Genomic DNA, 17,078 nt, shown 5'->3' with positions numbered 1-17,078 from the left:
GTCTTTCTTTTTAAGATACGATCTCTTTAATATTGGGTTTAAAATAATTTGGTCCTTTTAATACTTTACCATCTTCTCTATAAATAGGTTCTCCATTTTCACCTAACTTACTCATATTACTTCTTTGAATTTCATCAAATACCTCAACAATTTTATCTTGCAAACCATGTTCTATAATTGTACCACATAGTATGTATAACATATCTCCCAGAGCATCTGCTACTTCTACTAAGTCACCATTTTGAGCTGCCTCTAAATATTCTTCGTTTTCCTCTTTCATTAAGTTAAACCTTAATGCATTTTTAGCAGCTCCTAAATCTGCTTTAGGCGTTTCTCTATGTCCAATTTTAAAAGCAGTATGAAATTCTTTTACGGCATCTGTATATTTTTTCATAAAATGTATTTATTAGTCGTGAGATTATTTAATTTCGCATAAAAATAACAAAATATTTATGTTTACCACTGGCCAACTTATTTTCGCAGTTTTATTTTTTATAGCTTTTGTAATTGTAATGATTTGGTCATACAGGAAAGACATTAATCTTCATAAAAGGTATTACAAAGGTGCTATTTGGATTTTAGTAGGGTTACTGTTCTTTTTAAGTATATTATTTGCTATTAAGTTGATGATTTATAATTAATTCATATAACTCAAATAAAAAATAAAAGGGCAGTTTGGTAAACCAAGCTGCCCTTTTTTATCCTATTAAAATAACTCTATCTAATTAACTTTTTATATTTAATACGTTTAGGCATTATATCTCCACCTAATCGCTTCTTCTTATTTTCTTCATATTCAGAGAATGTACCTTCAAAGAAATAGACTTGAGAATCTCCCTCAAAAGCTAATATATGTGTACAAATTCTATCTAAAAACCATCTATCGTGGGATATTACCACAGCACATCCAGCAAAATTTTCAAGACCTTCTTCTAAAGCTCTTAAGGTATTTACATCTAAATCATTAGTAGGCTCATCAAGTAACAATACATTACCTTCTTCTTTTAAGGTCATAGCCAAATGCAAACGATTTCTTTCTCCACCGGATAAAGTCGACACTTTTTTATTTTGTTCGCTTCCAGCAAAATTAAACCTACTTAAATAAGCACGAGAATTAACTTGTTTTCCTCCCATCATAATTAAGTCCTGACCCTCTGAGAAGTTTTCCCAAATAGATTTTTCTGGATCAATATCTTTATGACTCTGATCTACATAAGCAATTTTAGCAGTTTCTCCTACTTTAAAAGTACCTCCGTCTGGTTCTTGCTCTCCCATTATCATTCTAAAAATAGTTGTTTTACCAGCACCATTCGGACCAATAATTCCTACTATACCTGCTTGTGGAAGGTTAAATTCTAGATTTTCATATAATAACTTATCTCCAAATGCTTTTGACACACCAGTGGCTTCAATAACATTAGTTCCTAGTCGAGGACCATTAGGAATAAAAATCTCTAATTTTTCATCCATCTGTTTTTGGTCTTGACTCATTAACTTATCGTAATTAGCCAAACGTGCTTTAGATTTTGCATGACGCCCCTTTGGAGCCATACGAACCCATTCTAGCTCTCGTTCTAATGTTTTTTGACGCTTTGAAGCAGTTTTCTGCTCTTGAGCTAAACGCTTTGATTTTTGATCTAACCAAGAAGAATAATTACCTTTCCAAGGTATTCCTTCTCCTCTATCTAATTCTAAAATCCAACCTGCAACATTATCTAAGAAATATCTATCGTGTGTTACGGCTATAACTGTTCCTTTATACTGTGCTAAATGGTGCTCTAACCAGTGCACAGATTCTGCGTCTAAATGGTTAGTAGGCTCATCTAATAACAATACATCTGGTTGTTGTAGTAACAATCTACATAAAGCTACACGACGACGCTCTCCTCCTGACAAAACAGAAATTGGCGTATCTCCAGGTGGAGTACGCAAAGCATCCATTGCAATTTCTAATTTGGTATCTAATTCCCAAGCTCCTGAAGCATCAATTTTATCTTGTAAATCTGCTTGTTGAGCCATTAACTTTTCCATTTTGTTTGGATCAGAATACACCTCTTCTAAACCAAACATATCGTTTATTTTGTTATACTCATCTAAAACAGCTACTATTTCTGCTACTCCTTCTTTTACAACGTCCATTACAGTTTTAGACTCATCTAATTGAGGTTCTTGTTCTAAATATCCTACCGAATGATCTTTAGAGAACATAACATCTCCTTGATAGTTCTTTTCTATTCCTGCAATAATTTTTAGCAAGGTAGATTTACCCGATCCGTTTAAACCTAAAACTCCAATCTTAGCTCCATAAAAGAAACTTAAGTATATATCTTTTAAAACTTGTTTTCCAGTACTTTGATAGGTTTTAGAAACCTTGTTCATGGAAAATATAATCTTCTTATCGTCTGACATGTTTATTTTATTTTTAAGAAATGCTAATATCGGGAATAATCTTCTTAAAAAGCTAATTGATAAGGTATAAAAAAAAGCCTCTGAAATATAAAGTGCTTTTAATGGGGTAAAAACAAATTAAATAGCTTTTCCAGAGGCCGTCTTTAAAAATAAAGACTTGCTAATATAATTATTTTTATTAATTCTAATTAATCATTTATTTTTTATAACATTTTTATTTATAAATAATAAAAAAATAACACAACTATATGATTACGAAACCGGTAAGAACCCCATCTTTCCTTGTTGGTAATCACGTAAAGCTTCCATTATTTCTGTTTGAGTGTTCATAACATATGGCCCCCAACTTGTTACTTTTTCGTTTAATGGAGCTCCTGATAAAAATAATAGCTTACTATTTTTACGCGCATTTAAAACAGTACCATCTCCATCCTGATTAAACTCTATTAATTGGTTTACTCCTTTTTCTAAAACAACTTCATTATTTACCAAAACTTCTCCATTTAGAAGATATAATAATGATTGATGTGAATTATCTAGTGGTAATTCAAACAAACCGTCCATTTCCATATCTATCATAAAAGCATTAACAGGTGTTTGAGTAGTAATTTTACCTTCTACTCCATTTAATATTCCTGCAATTACTTGAATTGATACTAATTTGTCATCAGAGACTACAAGATCTATTCTTTCTGATGTCAGATGCTGATATTTAGGTTGCATCATCTTTTTTTCTGAAGGTAAATTTAACCATAACTGTATACCTTCTAGCTTTCCTCCTTTTTCTACAAACTCCTTAGAAGGACCTTCAGCATGAATAATTCCTCTACCTGCTGTAGTCCACTGCACATCTCCAGCTTTTACCAAACTTTCATTTCCTAATGAATCTCTATGCTTTTGTTCTCCTTGAATTAAAAAAGTAATAGGCTCAAAACCTCTGTGTGGGTGTGGCCCCAAATCGAACGGATTATTTTTTTCATCTATATCATACGGACCATAGTGATGCAATAATATAAATGGATCTATCTTATCTATTTGTTGAGTTGGTATTGGCTGCCTTAATTGTATTGGCCCCATGTTAACCATTTCACTCTTTCCTACTTTCTTTATTGAATTTAGTTTCATGTTTTCTTTATCGTTCTTTAGTTATTACTTGAAACTGAATTACTTTTTTCTTGTTAGTTTATTATCTAAGCTTGTCAAGTAAATCACTTAACAAAGCAGCTTCTTTTTCTGTTATTTTATCTAAAAATTCTAGACGTGTGCTTTTAGAAATCTCATCAATTAAATCCAATCCTTTCTTGGTTACTTCTATAAAAACAACCCTTCTATCATGTTCACATCTATATCTACTTATTAACTTCTTATCTAACAACTTATCCATCATTCTTGTTGTATTGGGCGATCTATCTATCATTCGCTCCTTAACCAACTGTGCTTTCATTGGTTTTCCCGCCCCTCTTAAAATACGTAATACATTATATTGCTGAGGAGACAATCCAAATGGCTTAAAAAACAACACCTCTTTATTGTTTAACCAATTAGCAGTATACTTTATATTAATTAAAGCCTTAACCTTGTTAGATGGAAAAGTAGATTGAATATCTTTAGCTATGTCTCCCATATATTTAGGCTTTAAAATTTGCTTTAATGTGTGCCCCATCACAATAAGGCTTGTTTTGTGATATTCCACACCTACAAAAAGCAGTTGTTTTACTCTTTACTTCTGTAGCACCGTCAGAATTTGTTATATGAATGGTTCCGTAAATAAGTAAAGGGCCATTTTTTAAAGCTTCAACTTTGGTTTCTGTTTGTATTACCTCTTTATCATCTTCTATGTTAGATTTATAAGATAATGCTCCTGATGGACAAGCCGTCACCTGCTTTTTTATTCTATCATTGGTAGCCCCAACTAAATTTATCCAAGGTCTATTTTTCGGATTAAAAACCTGTATTAAATCTTTCCAACATTTCTTAGAGTGAATACAGCTGTCTGGTTTCCATACAACTGTTATTTCTTCATTACTATACTCCTTTACTATTTTTTTCTTATCCTCATTCATATCAACAATCTTTATCCCATAACTTCTTCTAACTTTTTTACACCTGACTGTAATTGCAATTCTAACTCTTTATTTACAACATTACCTTCTTTAAAATTATCAAAAAATGAAGGAAAAGCTATTGCATCAACCACATTACCCCCCATGTAAGGAAAACGATTATTAGCCATTTCTAATACTGTTGCTCCTCCTCTTGCTCCAGGTGAAGTAGATAACAATAACATAGGAATATTATTCCATAGTTTCCCATCAATTCTAGACATCCAATCAAATGCATTTTTAAAAGCCGTAGAATAAGCTCCATTATGCTCTGCTAATGATAATACAATCCCATCTGCATTTTGAATGTTTTCCAATAATTTCTTAGCATCATCTGGTACTCCTGATTCATTTTCTAAGTCGATACCATACAATGGTAAACTATAATCATTTAAATCTAAAGTACTTACATCTGCATCTTTTACCTTATTAGCTATGTAAGTAGCTAACACCTTATTAATAGATTGTTTACTATTGCTAGCCCCTAATGCAATTATTTTTTTCATTTTAAAATATATTAATTATTATAATAATTCTTGAACTTTTCTTCTTGATAGATATGATATAGTTAATAACACCAAAGCAACTATAGCTCCTGATTGCTCATCATCTCCAATCATATAATGAGCAAAAAATGCCAACACAAAATCAAAAAAGAATCCAGCATAAGCCCATTCTTGTAAGGTTTTCCATTTAGGAATCCATAAAGTAATTACACCTAAAAGTTTAGCAATCGCTAATGGATAAACTATATATGTTGGATATCCAAAATTTTGAAACATTCCGTTTACAGCTTCGTTATTAAAAATATACATTCCAGCAGATAACATCATTAACAATGACAATAACATTGTACTTATATAAAAAATTAGTTTGAACTTTTTCATGCTATATAATTTTAGTTTCTATTCTTGTTTCTGTTTTTACCATTTGAGCAACAGGACATTTCCCAGCTATTAGTAATAATTGCTCTTTTTGTTTTTCAGTCACGTCTTTTTCAAAAGATATTTCTTCTATTAAATAAGTCTCTAACCCTTTTGATTTTAGCCTATTTTTTTGAAATACATTCACTGTAATATCGCCAACATCCCAACCTCTTTTTTCTACAAAAGCCCTAATTGTCATACTTACACAGCCTCCAATAGCTGCTAATAAATATTCCACAGGAGTTGGTGCTGTATTTCCCCCTCCTTCTTTTACTGGCCTATCTTGATTTATTTCAAACTCTCTTGAGATTGATACAGCTTTATAACAATCTGTATTTAAAATAGTTTTTACATTCTTCATAATTACACTACAAATTTACAACTAATAAATTTATTTTCCAAGGAAAATATTTACACGTAAATATTATTAATTTATTCTCTATTGACTTACTATGATATTGTTTGTACTTTAGCACACCTAATTACAACAACACAATGGACATTAACTTCAACAAAAACGAAGATCACAATAAGTTATTACTATCTGAGTTAAGACAAAAGCTAGCTAAAGTTTCTCTTGGAGGGGGACAAAAAAGAATTGATAAGCATCACGAAAAAGGAAAAATGACTGCTCGTGAGAGAATTGATTTTTTATTAGATAAAAAGAAACCTTCAATAGAAATAGGTGCCTTTGCAGGTGAAGGTATGTATGAAGAACATGGTGGCTGCCCTTCTGGAGGTGTAGTTGTTAAAATTGGATATGTTGAAGGAAAACAATGTATCGTAGTAGCGAATGATGCTACGGTTAAAGCTGGTGCGTGGTTTCCTATTACAGGCAAGAAAAACTTACGTGCACAAGAAATTGCTATAGAAAATAGACTACCTATTATTTACTTAGTAGATAGTGCTGGAGTTTACCTACCTATGCAAGATGAAATTTTTCCAGACAAAGAACATTTTGGAAGAATTTTTAGAAACAATGCCGTAATGAGTAGCATGGGTATAACTCAAATAGCTGCAGTTATGGGAAGTTGTGTTGCTGGTGGTGCCTACTTACCAATAATGTCTGACGAAGCTTTAATTGTAGATAAAACAGGGAGCATCTTTTTAGCTGGAAGCTACTTAGTTAAAGCTGCAATAGGTGAAAGTATAGACAATGAAACCCTTGGTGGCGCTACAACACATTGTGAAATATCTGGAGTTACTGATTATAAAGCTTCTGATGACCAAGATGCTTTAAATAGAATCAAAAGTGTAATGGGTAAAATTGGTGATTTTGAAAAAGCTGGCTACAACAGATCTACTCCAGAATACCCAAAAGAAAAACCTGAAGATATTTACGGTATTTTACCTAAGTCTAGAGCAGATCAATACGACATGATGGAAATCATCAAAAGACTAGTTGATAAATCAGAATTTGACGAATACAAAGCTGGTTACGGACAAACATTAATTACTGGATACGCACGAATAGATGGTTGGGCTGTAGGTATTATAGCTAATCAACGAAAAATTGTTAAAACTAAAGGAGCTAAAACCAAGCCTAGTGAGATGCAATTTGGAGGGGTTATATATTCTGATTCTGCAGACAAAGCTACTCGATTTATTGCAAATTGTAACCAAAAGAAAATCCCATTGGTATTCTTGCAAGATGTAACTGGTTTTATGGTAGGCAGTAAATCTGAACACGGAGGAATTATTAAAGACGGTGCCAAAATGGTTAACGCTGTTAGTAACTCTGTAGTGCCTAAGTTTACTATTGTTGTGGGTAATTCATACGGAGCAGGTAATTATGCCATGTGTGGTAAAGCCTACGACCCAAGACTTATTGCTGCTTGGCCAAGTGCAGAATTAGCAGTAATGAGTGGTAACTCTGCTGCTAAAGTTTTATTACAAATTGAAACGGCATCATTAAAGAAACAAGGAGAAGAAATAACTCCAGAAAAGGAAGCTGAGTTATTTAACAAAATAAAAACAAGATACGATAATCAGATTTCTCCTTATTATGCTGCCTCTAGAATATGGACAGACGCAGTTATTGATCCTTTAGATACAAGAAAATGGATTTCTATGGGAATTGAAGCAGCTAACCATGCCCCTATTGAAAAACCTTTTAATTTGGGTGTGTTACAAGTTTAATTACATCAACAAATAATATTATAAATTAAAGAGAGCCAATAAGCTCTCTTTTTTATTTACAAATTCGTACATTCGAGATTAATAAACTCAAACCATATTAAAATGATAATTTACGGACACAATTCTTCTGATCTAGGAAGTTCTAAACCCAACTCATTAAAATGTCCTAGCTGTGAAAATACCGGCACTACAACACTCTACTTATTTGGAAAATACGCCACTCTATTTTGGGTACCAATGTTTCCGATGGGAAAAAAAATGATTTCTGAATGCTCACATTGTAAAGTAGTAATGGAGAAAAAACAAATGCCTCCTGAGTTTAATTTACCTTTACAAAATTTAAAGGACCAATCTAAAACACCTATATGGAATTGGACAGGACTAGTTATAGTTACTGGAATTATTATTTTTGGATTGTTTCAAAGCAAGCAACACGATACAGATGTTATAACTTATATTCAACAACCTGTAGCTAAGGATTTATATGATGTTAAATTAGAAGATGGCAACTATACAACTTTTAAAGTTACTAATGTAGAAAATGATTCTATATACTTTAGAATGAATGACTATGTAATTTCGAGAAGTTCTAAATTATATAAAATAGATAAAGACGAAAATTACAGTGATGAAATATTTAGCATGCACAAATCTAAACTCAAAGAATTATTTGATTCTGGAGATATAATCGACATTTCTAGAAACTAACACATAACACATTGATTTTTAGATATCAACATTTGCTTGATGTCTTTTTTTTTTGTAATTTAATAGTCTTCCAAAAAAGTTCTATAATTCTATAAAACCACAAAATTATGGATACAATAAAAAAAATAAATAAGTGGGCTAATTTGCACTCTTATTATCCTATAGATATTTTGAGAATTAGTTTGGGAGTATTTTTATTTACTAAGGGCTTGTACTTTATGAATAATAGTTTACAGTTGGTTGAATTAATTCAGCCTTTTAAAAACTATGTTGGAGAAATGATTCTGATACATTATTTAGTACCTGCACATATTATAGGGGGTATTCTTATTGTTTTTGGGTTATTAACTCGATGGGCACTAATTGCTCAAATACCTATTTTAATCGGTGCTGTATTAATAAATGTAATAGGAGAATTTCAAGTAAGTAATTTTATAATTGCTGGTATTACACTATTAATAGCAATCTTTTTTACCTATTTTGGTTCTGGAAAGCATTCTGCCGATTATCACTTAAAAATGCAACAATAAAAAAGACCTAGCTGTTGACAGAGAATTTGTTTCATATTATATAAAACTTTGAATTTTCCATTAAGCTTTTATTTTCTCGGCCAACAGCTTTTTTAAAATATAAAAACCGCTTAAAAGCGGTTTTTATATTTTTAATTATCAGTATCTAAATAATCCGGAATACCATCTCCGTCTGTATCATCATCAGTAACTTGACCATCTCCATCTGCATCTTCATTTTTAGTTAATGTTCCGTCGTTATCATCATCAGTATCTAAATAATCAGGAATACCATCTGCATCTGTATCTATAATTCTTACATAAGTATATACCACATTCGCTCCTGCTGGTGCAGTTTCATCAATTCTCCTTCTTATTATATACTCATTAGCAGCTAAAGTTGGCTCAGGATCACTTTCTGCTAAATAAGGAGGATCTAATTCTATAATTTCAACTTCTTCCTTTGTTAACACCGTATCTCCATCATCATCGTTATCTGCATAGTTGGGAAATGTATCTTCGTCTAAATTGTCATCTCTCAAATCTCTATTTAAATTTACATCTTCTAAATAAGTAGGAACTCCATCTAAATCATGATCTAACTGTGTTTCAGCAAATACTTTTACTTTGAATATTAAAGGTGAATATGAAGGTACTTGGGTTCCTACTGGATTAGCATAGTACCCCAATCCTGAAGGCATAAAAATAGCTCCTACACCAAAATCTTCGAAAGGATACTCACCATCTGCTTCAGCAGATATTCCATCTAAATTACCAGCTACATTAAATTCTGAAATTCCTTCTGAAAAACCTCTAACTGAACTAGATAAATCAAGTTGAATTGGAGTTACAGCTTCATCGAATGTATACAAACTTAACGTTTGTCCTTCATATTCAATAAAAGCTCTATCACAAAATCTTGGTTTTACAGGTCCTCCTCCTTGATTTAAATTCAATACATAAAGCTTGTGCTCAACTTCTTCATCAGTAGTAGGGTCTTTTAATGTAATCGTTTTTGTATATAACTTATCTGCAGGTAAGTTTATCAATAATGTTCTGGTAAAAGTAGTAGTGTGATCGTCATCATTAGCATCTATTACCCCATCGCCATTTGAATCGTAACCAACTACGGTATCATTCGTATCATCTTTATCTCCATCCTCATTAGCATCGATATCTGCTAGAACTTCATTAGTATAAAACTTAATATTGTTATGAAAGCTTGGATCTCCTGATAAATTATCGAACTCTTCTTGATTGTAATAATGAGTACTTAAAAATTCTACTATAGCGGCGTTATCTATAGGCTCTTGCTCTACATATAGGTTAATGTTAGCTGTTGTACTAGACTCATCTTTTTTACAAGAAACAACAATAAAAATTGCTGTTAAAATCAAAAACGCTTTAAATATATACTTCATCATTGCTTATTTTGCCCGCAAGATACAATTTTATCTTATTTTTGTTTTTTTTTTAACATCGATTTTAGAATCATTTTATGAGGATTGATAAATACTTATGGTGCACGCGTTATTTTAAAACAAGGAGTTTAGCAACAGATGCTTGTAAAAAAGGGCACGTAAAAATTAATGATGCTCAAGTAAAGCCTTCAAGAGAAGTATATACAACTGATAAAATATTAGTTCGAAAAAATCAAATTAACTATCAGTTACTAGTTTTAGATATCCCTAAAAATAGAGTTGGAGCTAAACTAGTAGATATCTATAGAAAAGACATTACTCCTCAAGAAGCCTTTGAACACCTTGAAACTTTAAAATTTGCAAAAGATTATTATCGTAAAAAAGGAACAGGAAGACCTACTAAAAAAGATCGAAGAGATATTGAACATTACACTGAAGAAGAATAAATAAATCTTCTATCGTAATTAATCAAAGACAAAATCTAAGTTTTATATTTGTAAAAAATAAAATTATGCAAACTCAACCTACTGTTATTTTATCTCACACAGAAATAAACCATAAAATAAGACGTATTGCTCTACAAATACTAGAGACCAATATTCATGAAGATGAAATAATTTTGGCCGGTATTGCAAATAACGGGTATATTATAGCAGAACAACTACAAGATGTTATTGCTAGTTATTCTGATATATCAACTACTCTTTGTAAAGTTTCAATTGACAAAAAAAATCTCTTAAGCCCAGTTGAAGTGTCTATTTCAAGCTCTGAATACTCAAACAAGTCTGTGATTTTAGTTGATGACGTTTTAAATTCTGGCGCTACACTAATTTATGCTATAAAACATTTTTTAGACACACCACTAATTAGATTAAAAACTGCTGTTTTAGTTAATAGGAATCATAAAAAATTTCCTGTAAAGGCAGATTTTAAAGGTTTGTCTCTATCTACCTCTATAAATGAACATGTAGAAGTAATTTTTAACCAAGAAGAAACCAAGGCTGTTTTAATATAAACTTCCTATAATATTTTCTACAATATTTTTTATAGTTAACCCATCTGTTTTTATAACTGTTCTGGCTTGAGAATAAAATGAGCTTCTTTCAAATAAATGAATCCCTATAAAACTCTGAAGTTCCTCTTCAGTTTCAATGTTTGCTATTAAAGGTCTTTCTTCTTTTTCATTAAACAATCTTTTACTTAATTCTTTAACTGAAACAGATAGATAAATACTATTAATACCTTCTCTATCTAGTACTCTCATATTATTAGCATAACAAGGTGTTCCTCCTCCTAAAGATAATATTAGCTTATCGCTATTACTAGTTAATTCCTTTAAGTATTCATGTTCTTTCTTTCTAAAATAAATCTCGCCTTTACTTTTAAATATATTTGTTACACTCATTGCTTCTTTTTTTTCTATATAATTATCTAAATCAACAAAAGAAAAACTTAAAGTCTTAGCTAGTTCCTTACCAATAGTTGATTTTCCACAACCCATATACCCTAATAATACAATAATCATAACTCTTTATTATCTCTAAATTAACTGGTTACAAATATCTTGAATTTAATTCGAAAAAATATCTAAAAAAAGACTTGAAATATTAATTAATCCTCTTATATTTGCACCCGCATTCAGGAAGAATAATACTGAATGACCTGGTAGCTCAGTTGGTAGAGCATCTCCCTTTTAAGGAGAGGGTCCTGGGTTCGAGCCCCAGCCAGGTCACAAAAGCAAATTATTGCACATTACAAGGTCTAAGACCTGGTAGCTCAGTTGGTAGAGCATCTCCCTTTTAAGGAGAGGGTCCTGGGTTCGAGCCCCAGCCAGGTCACAAAAAGTTAAGCTTAAACGCTTAACTTTTTTATTTTATTGAAGTTTTTTACGCACACATGGCGGAACTGGTAGACGCGCCAGCTTGAGGGGCTGGTATTCGCTTAGAATGTGGAGGTTCGAATCCTCTTGTGTGCACCAACAAAAAAGCGGTTTTTGATATTCAAAAACCGCTTTTTTTGTACAATTAAAATGTCAATACACTAAGCGTACATTTTTTCTCGTTGTTCCTTTATTTTTGGATCATTCATATAATCATCAAAAGTACTATACTTATCTATTACTCCGTTTGGCGTAATTTCAACTATTCTATTAGCTACAGTCTGGCAAAACTCATGATCATGAGTAGTAAACAAAACTGTTCCTTTAAAATTCTTTAATGAGTTGTTAAACGCAGTAATACTTTCTAAATCTAAGTGATTTGTTGGCTCATCTATCATTAATACATTAGCACGAGTCATCATCATTTTACTTAACATACAACGCACTTTTTCTCCTCCTGAAAGAACCCTAGCAGTTTTTAAAGCTTCTTCTCCACTAAAAATCATTCTACCTAAAAAACCTCTTAGATACACATCTTCTTTTTCTTCTTCTGTAGTTGCCCACTGACGTAACCATTCAACCAAGGTGTCATCATTATCAAAATACTGAGAGTTATCAGACGGTAAATAAGATTGTGTTGTTGTAATTCCCCATTGATATTCTCCAGAATCTGCTTTTAAATTACCTGCTAATACTTCATAAAAAGCAGAAGTTGCTTTAGAGTTTTTAGATATAATCGCTACTTTGTCTCCCTTATTTAAATTTAAGTCTATCCCTTTAAACAACAAACCTTCATCATTAGATGCAGATAAACCTTCTATATTTAATATCTGATCTCCTGCTTCTCTATCTCTATCAAAAATAATTGCTGGGTATCTTCTACTAGATGGCTTGATATCTTCTACATTTAATTTCTCTAGCATCTTTTTTCTAGATGTTGTTTGCTTTGCTTTAGAAGCATTCGCACTGAATCGAGCAATAAACTCTTTTAACTCTTTAGCCTTTTCTTCAGCTTTTTTGTTTTGCTGAGAACGTTGTCTTGCGGCTAATTGACTCGATTCATACCAAAAAGTATAGTTACCTGAATAATGATTGATTTTCCCAAAATCAATATCAGATATATGAGTACATACTGCATCTAAAAAGTGACGGTCGTGAGAAACAACTATTACTGTATTTTCAAAATTAGCTAAGAAATTTTCTAACCAAGAAATAGTTTCAAAATCTAAATCATTGGTTGGCTCATCCATAATTAACACATCTGGATTACCAAATAACGCTTTAGCCAATAAAACTCGTACCTTTTGCTTACCATCTAAATCAGACATCATTGTATAATGCATGTCTTCTTTTATACCTAGATTAGATAACATTGCTGCCGCATTTGCATCAGCATTCCAACCGTCCATCTCTTCAAACTGAACCTGTAACTCTCCTATTCTATCTGCATTTTCATCAGAATAATCTTCGTACAGTTTATCTAACTCTTTTTTAATTCCATAAAGAACATTGTTCCCCATTAAAACAGTTTCTAAAACTGGATATTCATCATACGCATAATGATCTTGTGTAAGAACAGACATACGCTTACCAGGCTCTAAATAAACATGACCTGAAGAAGGCTCTTGTATACCCGATAATATTTTTAAAAAGGTTGATTTTCCTGCTCCATTTGCGCCTATAATTCCGTAACAATTACCTTGAGTAAAAGAAGTGTTTACTTCATCAAATAAAACTCTCTTACCAAATTGTACCGATAAATTTGAAACTGATAACATCTATCTTAATTTAATTTTTGGCAAAAGTAGAAAAACCAAATTAGAATTACTACTGTTTAGAATCTTAATAAATATGTTATTTAACAGCTAATTAACAGCATAATGTCAAAGTAAAATTTATTTTTGTGAAGAAACCCGTTCCAAAATAATATATGACGAGACTTTTACCCATATTAATATTAGCTATTACTTCTTTTTTTAGCAGTTGTAACGACAACGTTACTCAATATGCTGATGCTTATTTTGGAGGAGAAATTATTAACCCAAAAGAAAAGAATGTAATCTTATATAAAGATGAGGTTGTTATTGATACGATTCCTTTAGATAACACAAATCGCTTTTATTATTCTTTTGAAAAACTAGAACCTGGGTTATACAGTTTTAAACACGACGAATTTCAATATGTATATATAGAACCTAAAGACAGTATCTTTTTAAGAGTAAACACTATTGAATTTGATGAAACTTTAACCTTTACTGGAAAAGGAGCTTTAAAAAACAACTATTTAATTAAGAATTTTTTAAAGAATGAAGAAAGTAAAGAAAATTTACACGATGCTTTCTACAATAAAAATCCATTAGTGTTCAATAAGCAAGTTAGACAAGAACAAATCAGAAGACTTGATTATTTAGACCGTTATGGAGATAAATATAATTTTTCTTCCTCTTTTTTAGACGTAGCCAAAGCTAATATCGATTACCATTATTATGCTATTAAAGAGCAATACCCTATATACAACAAGAAATATAAGGATTCTATCGATAAAGAAAATTATTATTTATTTAGACAGCATACAGATTTAAATAAAAACGAATTAATTTCATTTTATCCATATTATAACTATTTATACGCAGTAACTGATAACGTTAGTAAACAATACAAAAACACCCCTACAAAGTCTACTAATAATTACCTTTTAAATTATAGCCTAAACAATATTCATGTTATAGACTCTTTAATAAAGAATCCACAGCTTAAAAATATGGTTTTAAAAAGAGCCGCGTTAAATTACCTTACTAAAGCAGACAATAAAATAGAGGCCAATGTTTTTCTATCTACTTATAAAAAAATTAGCTCTTGTAAAAAATCTTGTGAAGATCTTGAAAAAATGGTACAGACCATTGAACGTTTAGAAAAAGGAAATACCATTCCTAGTTTCAATGTTATCAACACTAAAAATGAAACCATTAACATTCAAAAAACAATTACACAACCAACAGTTATTTATTTTTGGACTACTCGTTATCCTAGTCATTTAAAAGGAGTACGTAAAAAAGTAGCCCAATTTGCACCAAAAAGCAACTATAACTTTATTGGTTTATCTATTGATCAAGATAAAGAAGTTTGGCAAAAAGTAGCTGTAAAAATGGATTCAAAAAATGAATTTATTTTTGAAAATTACAAGGATGCTACTGATAACTTACTAATACATCAAATTCACAAAATATTTGTGTTAGATGCAAATGGTAAAATTCTCAATTCTGAACTCAATATTTTCGACCCAAAATTTGACGAAAAACTTTCACAATTACAAAAAGCAGAACTTGTTCAGCAATAATAGCCTGAAAGAATTATTTATGCGATAAGATCTGTTCTTTTTATTGCAAGAATATGTATCTTCACAGCCTATTTAAACACAAGTGTAATGACTCGTAAGCTATTCGTTAATATTAAACAATTATTGCAAATTGATAGAGATGAAAAAGTAGTTTCTGGCGCAGAAATGAAGATTCTTCCGCAAATAGCAAATGCCTATTTACTAATTGATGATAATATTATTTCTGATTATGGAAAAATGGAACAACTCCCTTCCTTAAGCGATGTTGAAATTGTTGATTGTAGCGATAAAGTTGTTTTACCTACTTGGTACGATAGCCATACACATATTGTTTATGCTGGAAATAGAGAGCAAGAGTTTGTAGATAGAATTAACGGATTAAGCTATGAAGAAATAGCTGCTAATGGAGGAGGAATTTTAAATTCTGCTAAAAAATTACAAGCCATTTCTGAAGAAGAATTATATATTCAATCGGCTAACCGATTAGAGGAAGTTATAAAACTAGGTACGGGAGGTATCGAAATTAAATCAGGTTATGGTTTAACTGTAGAAGCAGAAATGAAGATGCTTCGCGTTATCAAAAAACTAAAAGAAGCTTACTCATTACCTATTAAAGCTACTTTTTTAGGAGCTCATGCTATACCCAAAGAATACAAAGACAACAAACAAGGCTACTTAGACTTAATTATTAATGAAATGCTACCAAAAGTAGCTCAAGAAAACTTAGCTGAGTTTATTGATATTTTCTGCGAAACAGGATATTTTAGTGTAGAAGATACTGAACAAATACTAGCTGCTGGTAAAAAATACGGACTTACTCCTAAAATTCATGTTAACCAATTTACCACAATTGGAGGTATACAAAAAGGAATTGAACACCAAGCTTTAACTGTAGACCATTTAGAAGTTGTAAATAAGGAGGATATTAAGGCTCTTAAAAGTTCTTCTTCCTTACCTGTTGCCCTACCATCTTGCTCATACTTTTTATCTATACCTTATACTCCTGCTAGAGAGTTAATTGATAATGGGTTACCATTAGCTTTGGCTAGCGATTACAATCCGGGTTCTACTCCTTCAGGAAATATGAATTTTGTTGTTAGTACTGCTTGTATAAAAATGAAAATGACGCCAGAAGAAGCCATTAACGCTGCTACTATAAACGGTGCTTATGCTATGGGTATTTCGGATTCTCACGGAAGTATTACTAAAGGCAAAAAAGCTAACTTTATTATTAGCAAACCAATTAACTCTTATAACGTTTTACCATACTCATTTGGTTCTAATAACATCGAATCTGTATATATTGATGGTGAGTTAGTTTAATCAAACATTTTGGTTTAAACCTCAACAGATAAAAACTTGCTCAACAAGGAGGTACTAACTAGGCTTTAAGCTTACAACCAAATAAGAAATTAAGCATTTATCGAAATCTTTCTTTTCCTGATTTAAAAGAAGAGTTATTAAGTTCTTTTCAGGAAGGATTATATTTTGTTGGACTCAGCAATCACGTGGGTTATCTTCTTATTAAAAATAAAGAACTATACTTTATACATTCCAGTTATTATGAAAACAGAGTTATGATTGAGTTAGCAGAATTATCATATTGTTTTCAAAGCGACATATATGTCTTTGCAGAACTAAGCACAAA

At 31.3% G+C, this 17,078-nt stretch carries 18 protein-coding genes and 3 tRNA genes; 10 read left to right on the top strand and 11 right to left on the bottom strand.

Annotated elements, in window-relative coordinates:
• Positions 1-10 precede the first annotated feature (10 nt).
• The 8 genes from ACFQ1O_RS07920 to ACFQ1O_RS07885 form a co-directional block, all read right to left on the bottom strand.
• A complete protein-coding gene (locus ACFQ1O_RS07920) occupies positions 11-394 on the bottom strand; it encodes a pyrophosphohydrolase domain-containing protein (RefSeq protein WP_377715138.1) in 384 nt (127 codons plus the stop codon).
• Between the two features lie 323 nt (positions 395-717).
• Positions 718-2,409 carry an energy-dependent translational throttle protein EttA gene (gene ettA / locus ACFQ1O_RS07915; RefSeq protein WP_377715136.1) on the bottom strand — a complete coding sequence of 564 codons (1,692 nt, stop codon included), beginning with the start codon at positions 2,407-2,409 and terminating at the stop codon, positions 718-720.
• 252 nt (positions 2,410-2,661) lie between these two features.
• Positions 2,662-3,534 carry a pirin family protein gene (locus ACFQ1O_RS07910; RefSeq protein ID WP_377715134.1) on the bottom strand — a complete coding sequence of 291 codons (873 nt, stop codon included), beginning with the start codon at positions 3,532-3,534 and terminating at the stop codon, positions 2,662-2,664.
• A 61-nt stretch (positions 3,535-3,595) separates the two neighbouring features.
• A complete protein-coding gene (locus ACFQ1O_RS07905; RefSeq protein ID WP_377715132.1) occupies positions 3,596-4,033 on the bottom strand; it encodes a MarR family winged helix-turn-helix transcriptional regulator in 438 nt (145 codons plus the stop codon).
• 4 nt (positions 4,034-4,037) lie between these two features.
• Complete coding sequence (locus ACFQ1O_RS07900; RefSeq protein WP_377715130.1) at positions 4,038-4,472, bottom strand: (4Fe-4S)-binding protein; 435 nt, start codon at positions 4,470-4,472, stop codon at positions 4,038-4,040.
• Between the two features lie 11 nt (positions 4,473-4,483).
• Positions 4,484-5,017: an NADPH-dependent FMN reductase gene (locus ACFQ1O_RS07895; protein ID WP_377715128.1), complete on the bottom strand. Its 534-nt coding sequence runs from the start codon at positions 5,015-5,017 to the stop codon at positions 4,484-4,486.
• An 18-nt stretch (positions 5,018-5,035) separates the two neighbouring features.
• A complete protein-coding gene (locus tag ACFQ1O_RS07890; protein WP_377715126.1) occupies positions 5,036-5,398 on the bottom strand; it encodes a DoxX family protein in 363 nt (120 codons plus the stop codon).
• A gap of 1 nt (position 5,399) precedes the next feature.
• Complete coding sequence (locus ACFQ1O_RS07885; protein ID WP_377715124.1) at positions 5,400-5,798, bottom strand: OsmC family protein; 399 nt, start codon at positions 5,796-5,798, stop codon at positions 5,400-5,402.
• 134 nt (positions 5,799-5,932) lie between these two features.
• Between ACFQ1O_RS07885 and ACFQ1O_RS07880 the strand changes: the two genes are divergently transcribed.
• The 3 genes from ACFQ1O_RS07880 (at position 5,933) to ACFQ1O_RS07870 (ending at position 8,814) form a co-directional block, all read left to right on the top strand.
• Positions 5,933-7,576, top strand: a complete 1,644-nt coding sequence (locus ACFQ1O_RS07880) for an acyl-CoA carboxylase subunit beta (RefSeq protein ID WP_377715122.1) — start codon at positions 5,933-5,935, stop codon at positions 7,574-7,576.
• Between the two features lie 102 nt (positions 7,577-7,678).
• Positions 7,679-8,284 (top strand): hypothetical protein, encoded by a 606-nt coding sequence (locus ACFQ1O_RS07875; RefSeq protein ID WP_377715120.1) that lies wholly within the window; start codon positions 7,679-7,681, stop codon positions 8,282-8,284.
• Between the two features lie 107 nt (positions 8,285-8,391).
• Positions 8,392-8,814 carry a DoxX family protein gene (locus ACFQ1O_RS07870; protein WP_377715118.1) on the top strand — a complete coding sequence of 141 codons (423 nt, stop codon included), beginning with the start codon at positions 8,392-8,394 and terminating at the stop codon, positions 8,812-8,814.
• A 131-nt stretch (positions 8,815-8,945) separates the two neighbouring features.
• On the opposite strand, the gene ACFQ1O_RS07865 is transcribed toward ACFQ1O_RS07870, so the two are convergent.
• Complete coding sequence (locus ACFQ1O_RS07865; protein ID WP_377715116.1) at positions 8,946-10,217, bottom strand: FKBP-type peptidyl-prolyl cis-trans isomerase; 1,272 nt, start codon at positions 10,215-10,217, stop codon at positions 8,946-8,948.
• Positions 10,218-10,291: 74 nt separating this feature from the next.
• On the opposite strand from ACFQ1O_RS07865, the gene ACFQ1O_RS07860 reads away from it, so the two are divergent.
• Positions 10,292-10,660, top strand: coding sequence for an RNA-binding S4 domain-containing protein (locus tag ACFQ1O_RS07860; protein ID WP_377715114.1), 369 nt, complete (start codon positions 10,292-10,294; stop codon positions 10,658-10,660).
• A gap of 65 nt (positions 10,661-10,725) precedes the next feature.
• Positions 10,726-11,229: a phosphoribosyltransferase family protein gene (locus tag ACFQ1O_RS07855; RefSeq protein WP_377715112.1), complete on the top strand. Its 504-nt coding sequence runs from the start codon at positions 10,726-10,728 to the stop codon at positions 11,227-11,229.
• Here the strand turns inward: ACFQ1O_RS07855 and ACFQ1O_RS07850 are convergent.
• The gene (locus tag ACFQ1O_RS07850) at positions 11,221-11,739 is read right to left on the bottom strand and encodes a shikimate kinase (RefSeq protein WP_377715110.1); all 519 of its coding nucleotides are present in this window, start codon (positions 11,737-11,739) and stop codon (positions 11,221-11,223) included. The two genes, ACFQ1O_RS07855 and ACFQ1O_RS07850, sit on opposite strands and share 9 nt — an antisense overlap.
• A gap of 134 nt (positions 11,740-11,873) precedes the next feature.
• Between ACFQ1O_RS07850 and ACFQ1O_RS07845 the strand changes: the two genes are divergently transcribed.
• The 3 genes from ACFQ1O_RS07845 (at position 11,874) to ACFQ1O_RS07835 (ending at position 12,192) form a co-directional block, all read left to right on the top strand.
• Positions 11,874-11,946, top strand: a tRNA-Lys gene (locus ACFQ1O_RS07845).
• 33 nt (positions 11,947-11,979) lie between these two features.
• A tRNA-Lys gene (locus ACFQ1O_RS07840) sits at positions 11,980-12,052 on the top strand.
• A gap of 52 nt (positions 12,053-12,104) precedes the next feature.
• Positions 12,105-12,192 (top strand) — tRNA-Leu (locus ACFQ1O_RS07835).
• A gap of 62 nt (positions 12,193-12,254) precedes the next feature.
• On the opposite strand, the gene ACFQ1O_RS07830 is transcribed toward ACFQ1O_RS07835, so the two are convergent.
• Positions 12,255-13,871: an ABC-F family ATP-binding cassette domain-containing protein gene (locus ACFQ1O_RS07830; RefSeq protein WP_377715108.1), complete on the bottom strand. Its 1,617-nt coding sequence runs from the start codon at positions 13,869-13,871 to the stop codon at positions 12,255-12,257.
• Between the two features lie 152 nt (positions 13,872-14,023).
• Here ACFQ1O_RS07830 and ACFQ1O_RS07825 point away from each other — a divergent pair, with 152 nt between their 5' ends.
• Together ACFQ1O_RS07825 and hutI are read left to right on the top strand one after the other, a co-directional pair.
• Positions 14,024-15,430, top strand: coding sequence for a TlpA family protein disulfide reductase (locus tag ACFQ1O_RS07825; protein WP_377715105.1), 1,407 nt, complete (start codon positions 14,024-14,026; stop codon positions 15,428-15,430).
• 87 nt (positions 15,431-15,517) lie between these two features.
• Entirely contained in the window at positions 15,518-16,753 is a 1,236-nt protein-coding gene (gene hutI, locus ACFQ1O_RS07820; protein ID WP_377715102.1) for an imidazolonepropionase, read from the top strand.
• Positions 16,754-17,078 lie beyond the last annotated feature (325 nt).

Source organism: Pseudofulvibacter geojedonensis (genome assembly GCF_042675745.1).
GTDB lineage: Bacteria > Bacteroidota > Bacteroidia > Flavobacteriales > Flavobacteriaceae > Pseudofulvibacter > Pseudofulvibacter geojedonensis.
Note: the sequence above shows the minus strand (reverse complement) of the source record. Positions and strands in the feature narration are given on the sequence as shown.

Bases quoted from the DNA above. Each gene is read 5' to 3' on its own strand.
- ACFQ1O_RS07920 (WP_377715138.1), bottom strand. From the start codon at position 394: ATGAAAAAATATACAGATGCCGTAAAAGAATTTCATACTGCTTTTAAA.
- ettA (WP_377715136.1), bottom strand. From the start codon at position 2,409: ATGTCAGACGATAAGAAGATTATATTTTCCATGAACAAGGTTTCTAAA.
- ACFQ1O_RS07910 (WP_377715134.1), bottom strand. From the start codon at position 3,534: ATGAAACTAAATTCAATAAAGAAAGTAGGAAAGAGTGAAATGGTTAAC.
- ACFQ1O_RS07905 (WP_377715132.1), bottom strand. From the start codon at position 4,033: ATGGGAGACATAGCTAAAGATATTCAATCTACTTTTCCATCTAACAAG.
- ACFQ1O_RS07900 (WP_377715130.1), bottom strand. From the start codon at position 4,472: ATGAATGAGGATAAGAAAAAAATAGTAAAGGAGTATAGTAATGAAGAA.
- ACFQ1O_RS07895 (WP_377715128.1), bottom strand. From the start codon at position 5,017: ATGAAAAAAATAATTGCATTAGGGGCTAGCAATAGTAAACAATCTATT.
- ACFQ1O_RS07890 (WP_377715126.1), bottom strand. From the start codon at position 5,398: ATGAAAAAGTTCAAACTAATTTTTTATATAAGTACAATGTTATTGTCA.
- ACFQ1O_RS07885 (WP_377715124.1), bottom strand. From the start codon at position 5,798: ATGAAGAATGTAAAAACTATTTTAAATACAGATTGTTATAAAGCTGTA.
- ACFQ1O_RS07880 (WP_377715122.1), top strand. From the start codon at position 5,933: ATGGACATTAACTTCAACAAAAACGAAGATCACAATAAGTTATTACTA.
- ACFQ1O_RS07875 (WP_377715120.1), top strand. From the start codon at position 7,679: ATGATAATTTACGGACACAATTCTTCTGATCTAGGAAGTTCTAAACCC.
- ACFQ1O_RS07870 (WP_377715118.1), top strand. From the start codon at position 8,392: ATGGATACAATAAAAAAAATAAATAAGTGGGCTAATTTGCACTCTTAT.
- ACFQ1O_RS07865 (WP_377715116.1), bottom strand. From the start codon at position 10,217: ATGATGAAGTATATATTTAAAGCGTTTTTGATTTTAACAGCAATTTTT.
- ACFQ1O_RS07860 (WP_377715114.1), top strand. From the start codon at position 10,292: ATGAGGATTGATAAATACTTATGGTGCACGCGTTATTTTAAAACAAGG.
- ACFQ1O_RS07855 (WP_377715112.1), top strand. From the start codon at position 10,726: ATGCAAACTCAACCTACTGTTATTTTATCTCACACAGAAATAAACCAT.
- ACFQ1O_RS07850 (WP_377715110.1), bottom strand. From the start codon at position 11,739: ATGATTATTGTATTATTAGGGTATATGGGTTGTGGAAAATCAACTATT.
- ACFQ1O_RS07830 (WP_377715108.1), bottom strand. From the start codon at position 13,871: ATGTTATCAGTTTCAAATTTATCGGTACAATTTGGTAAGAGAGTTTTA.
- ACFQ1O_RS07825 (WP_377715105.1), top strand. From the start codon at position 14,024: ATGACGAGACTTTTACCCATATTAATATTAGCTATTACTTCTTTTTTT.
- hutI (WP_377715102.1), top strand. From the start codon at position 15,518: ATGACTCGTAAGCTATTCGTTAATATTAAACAATTATTGCAAATTGAT.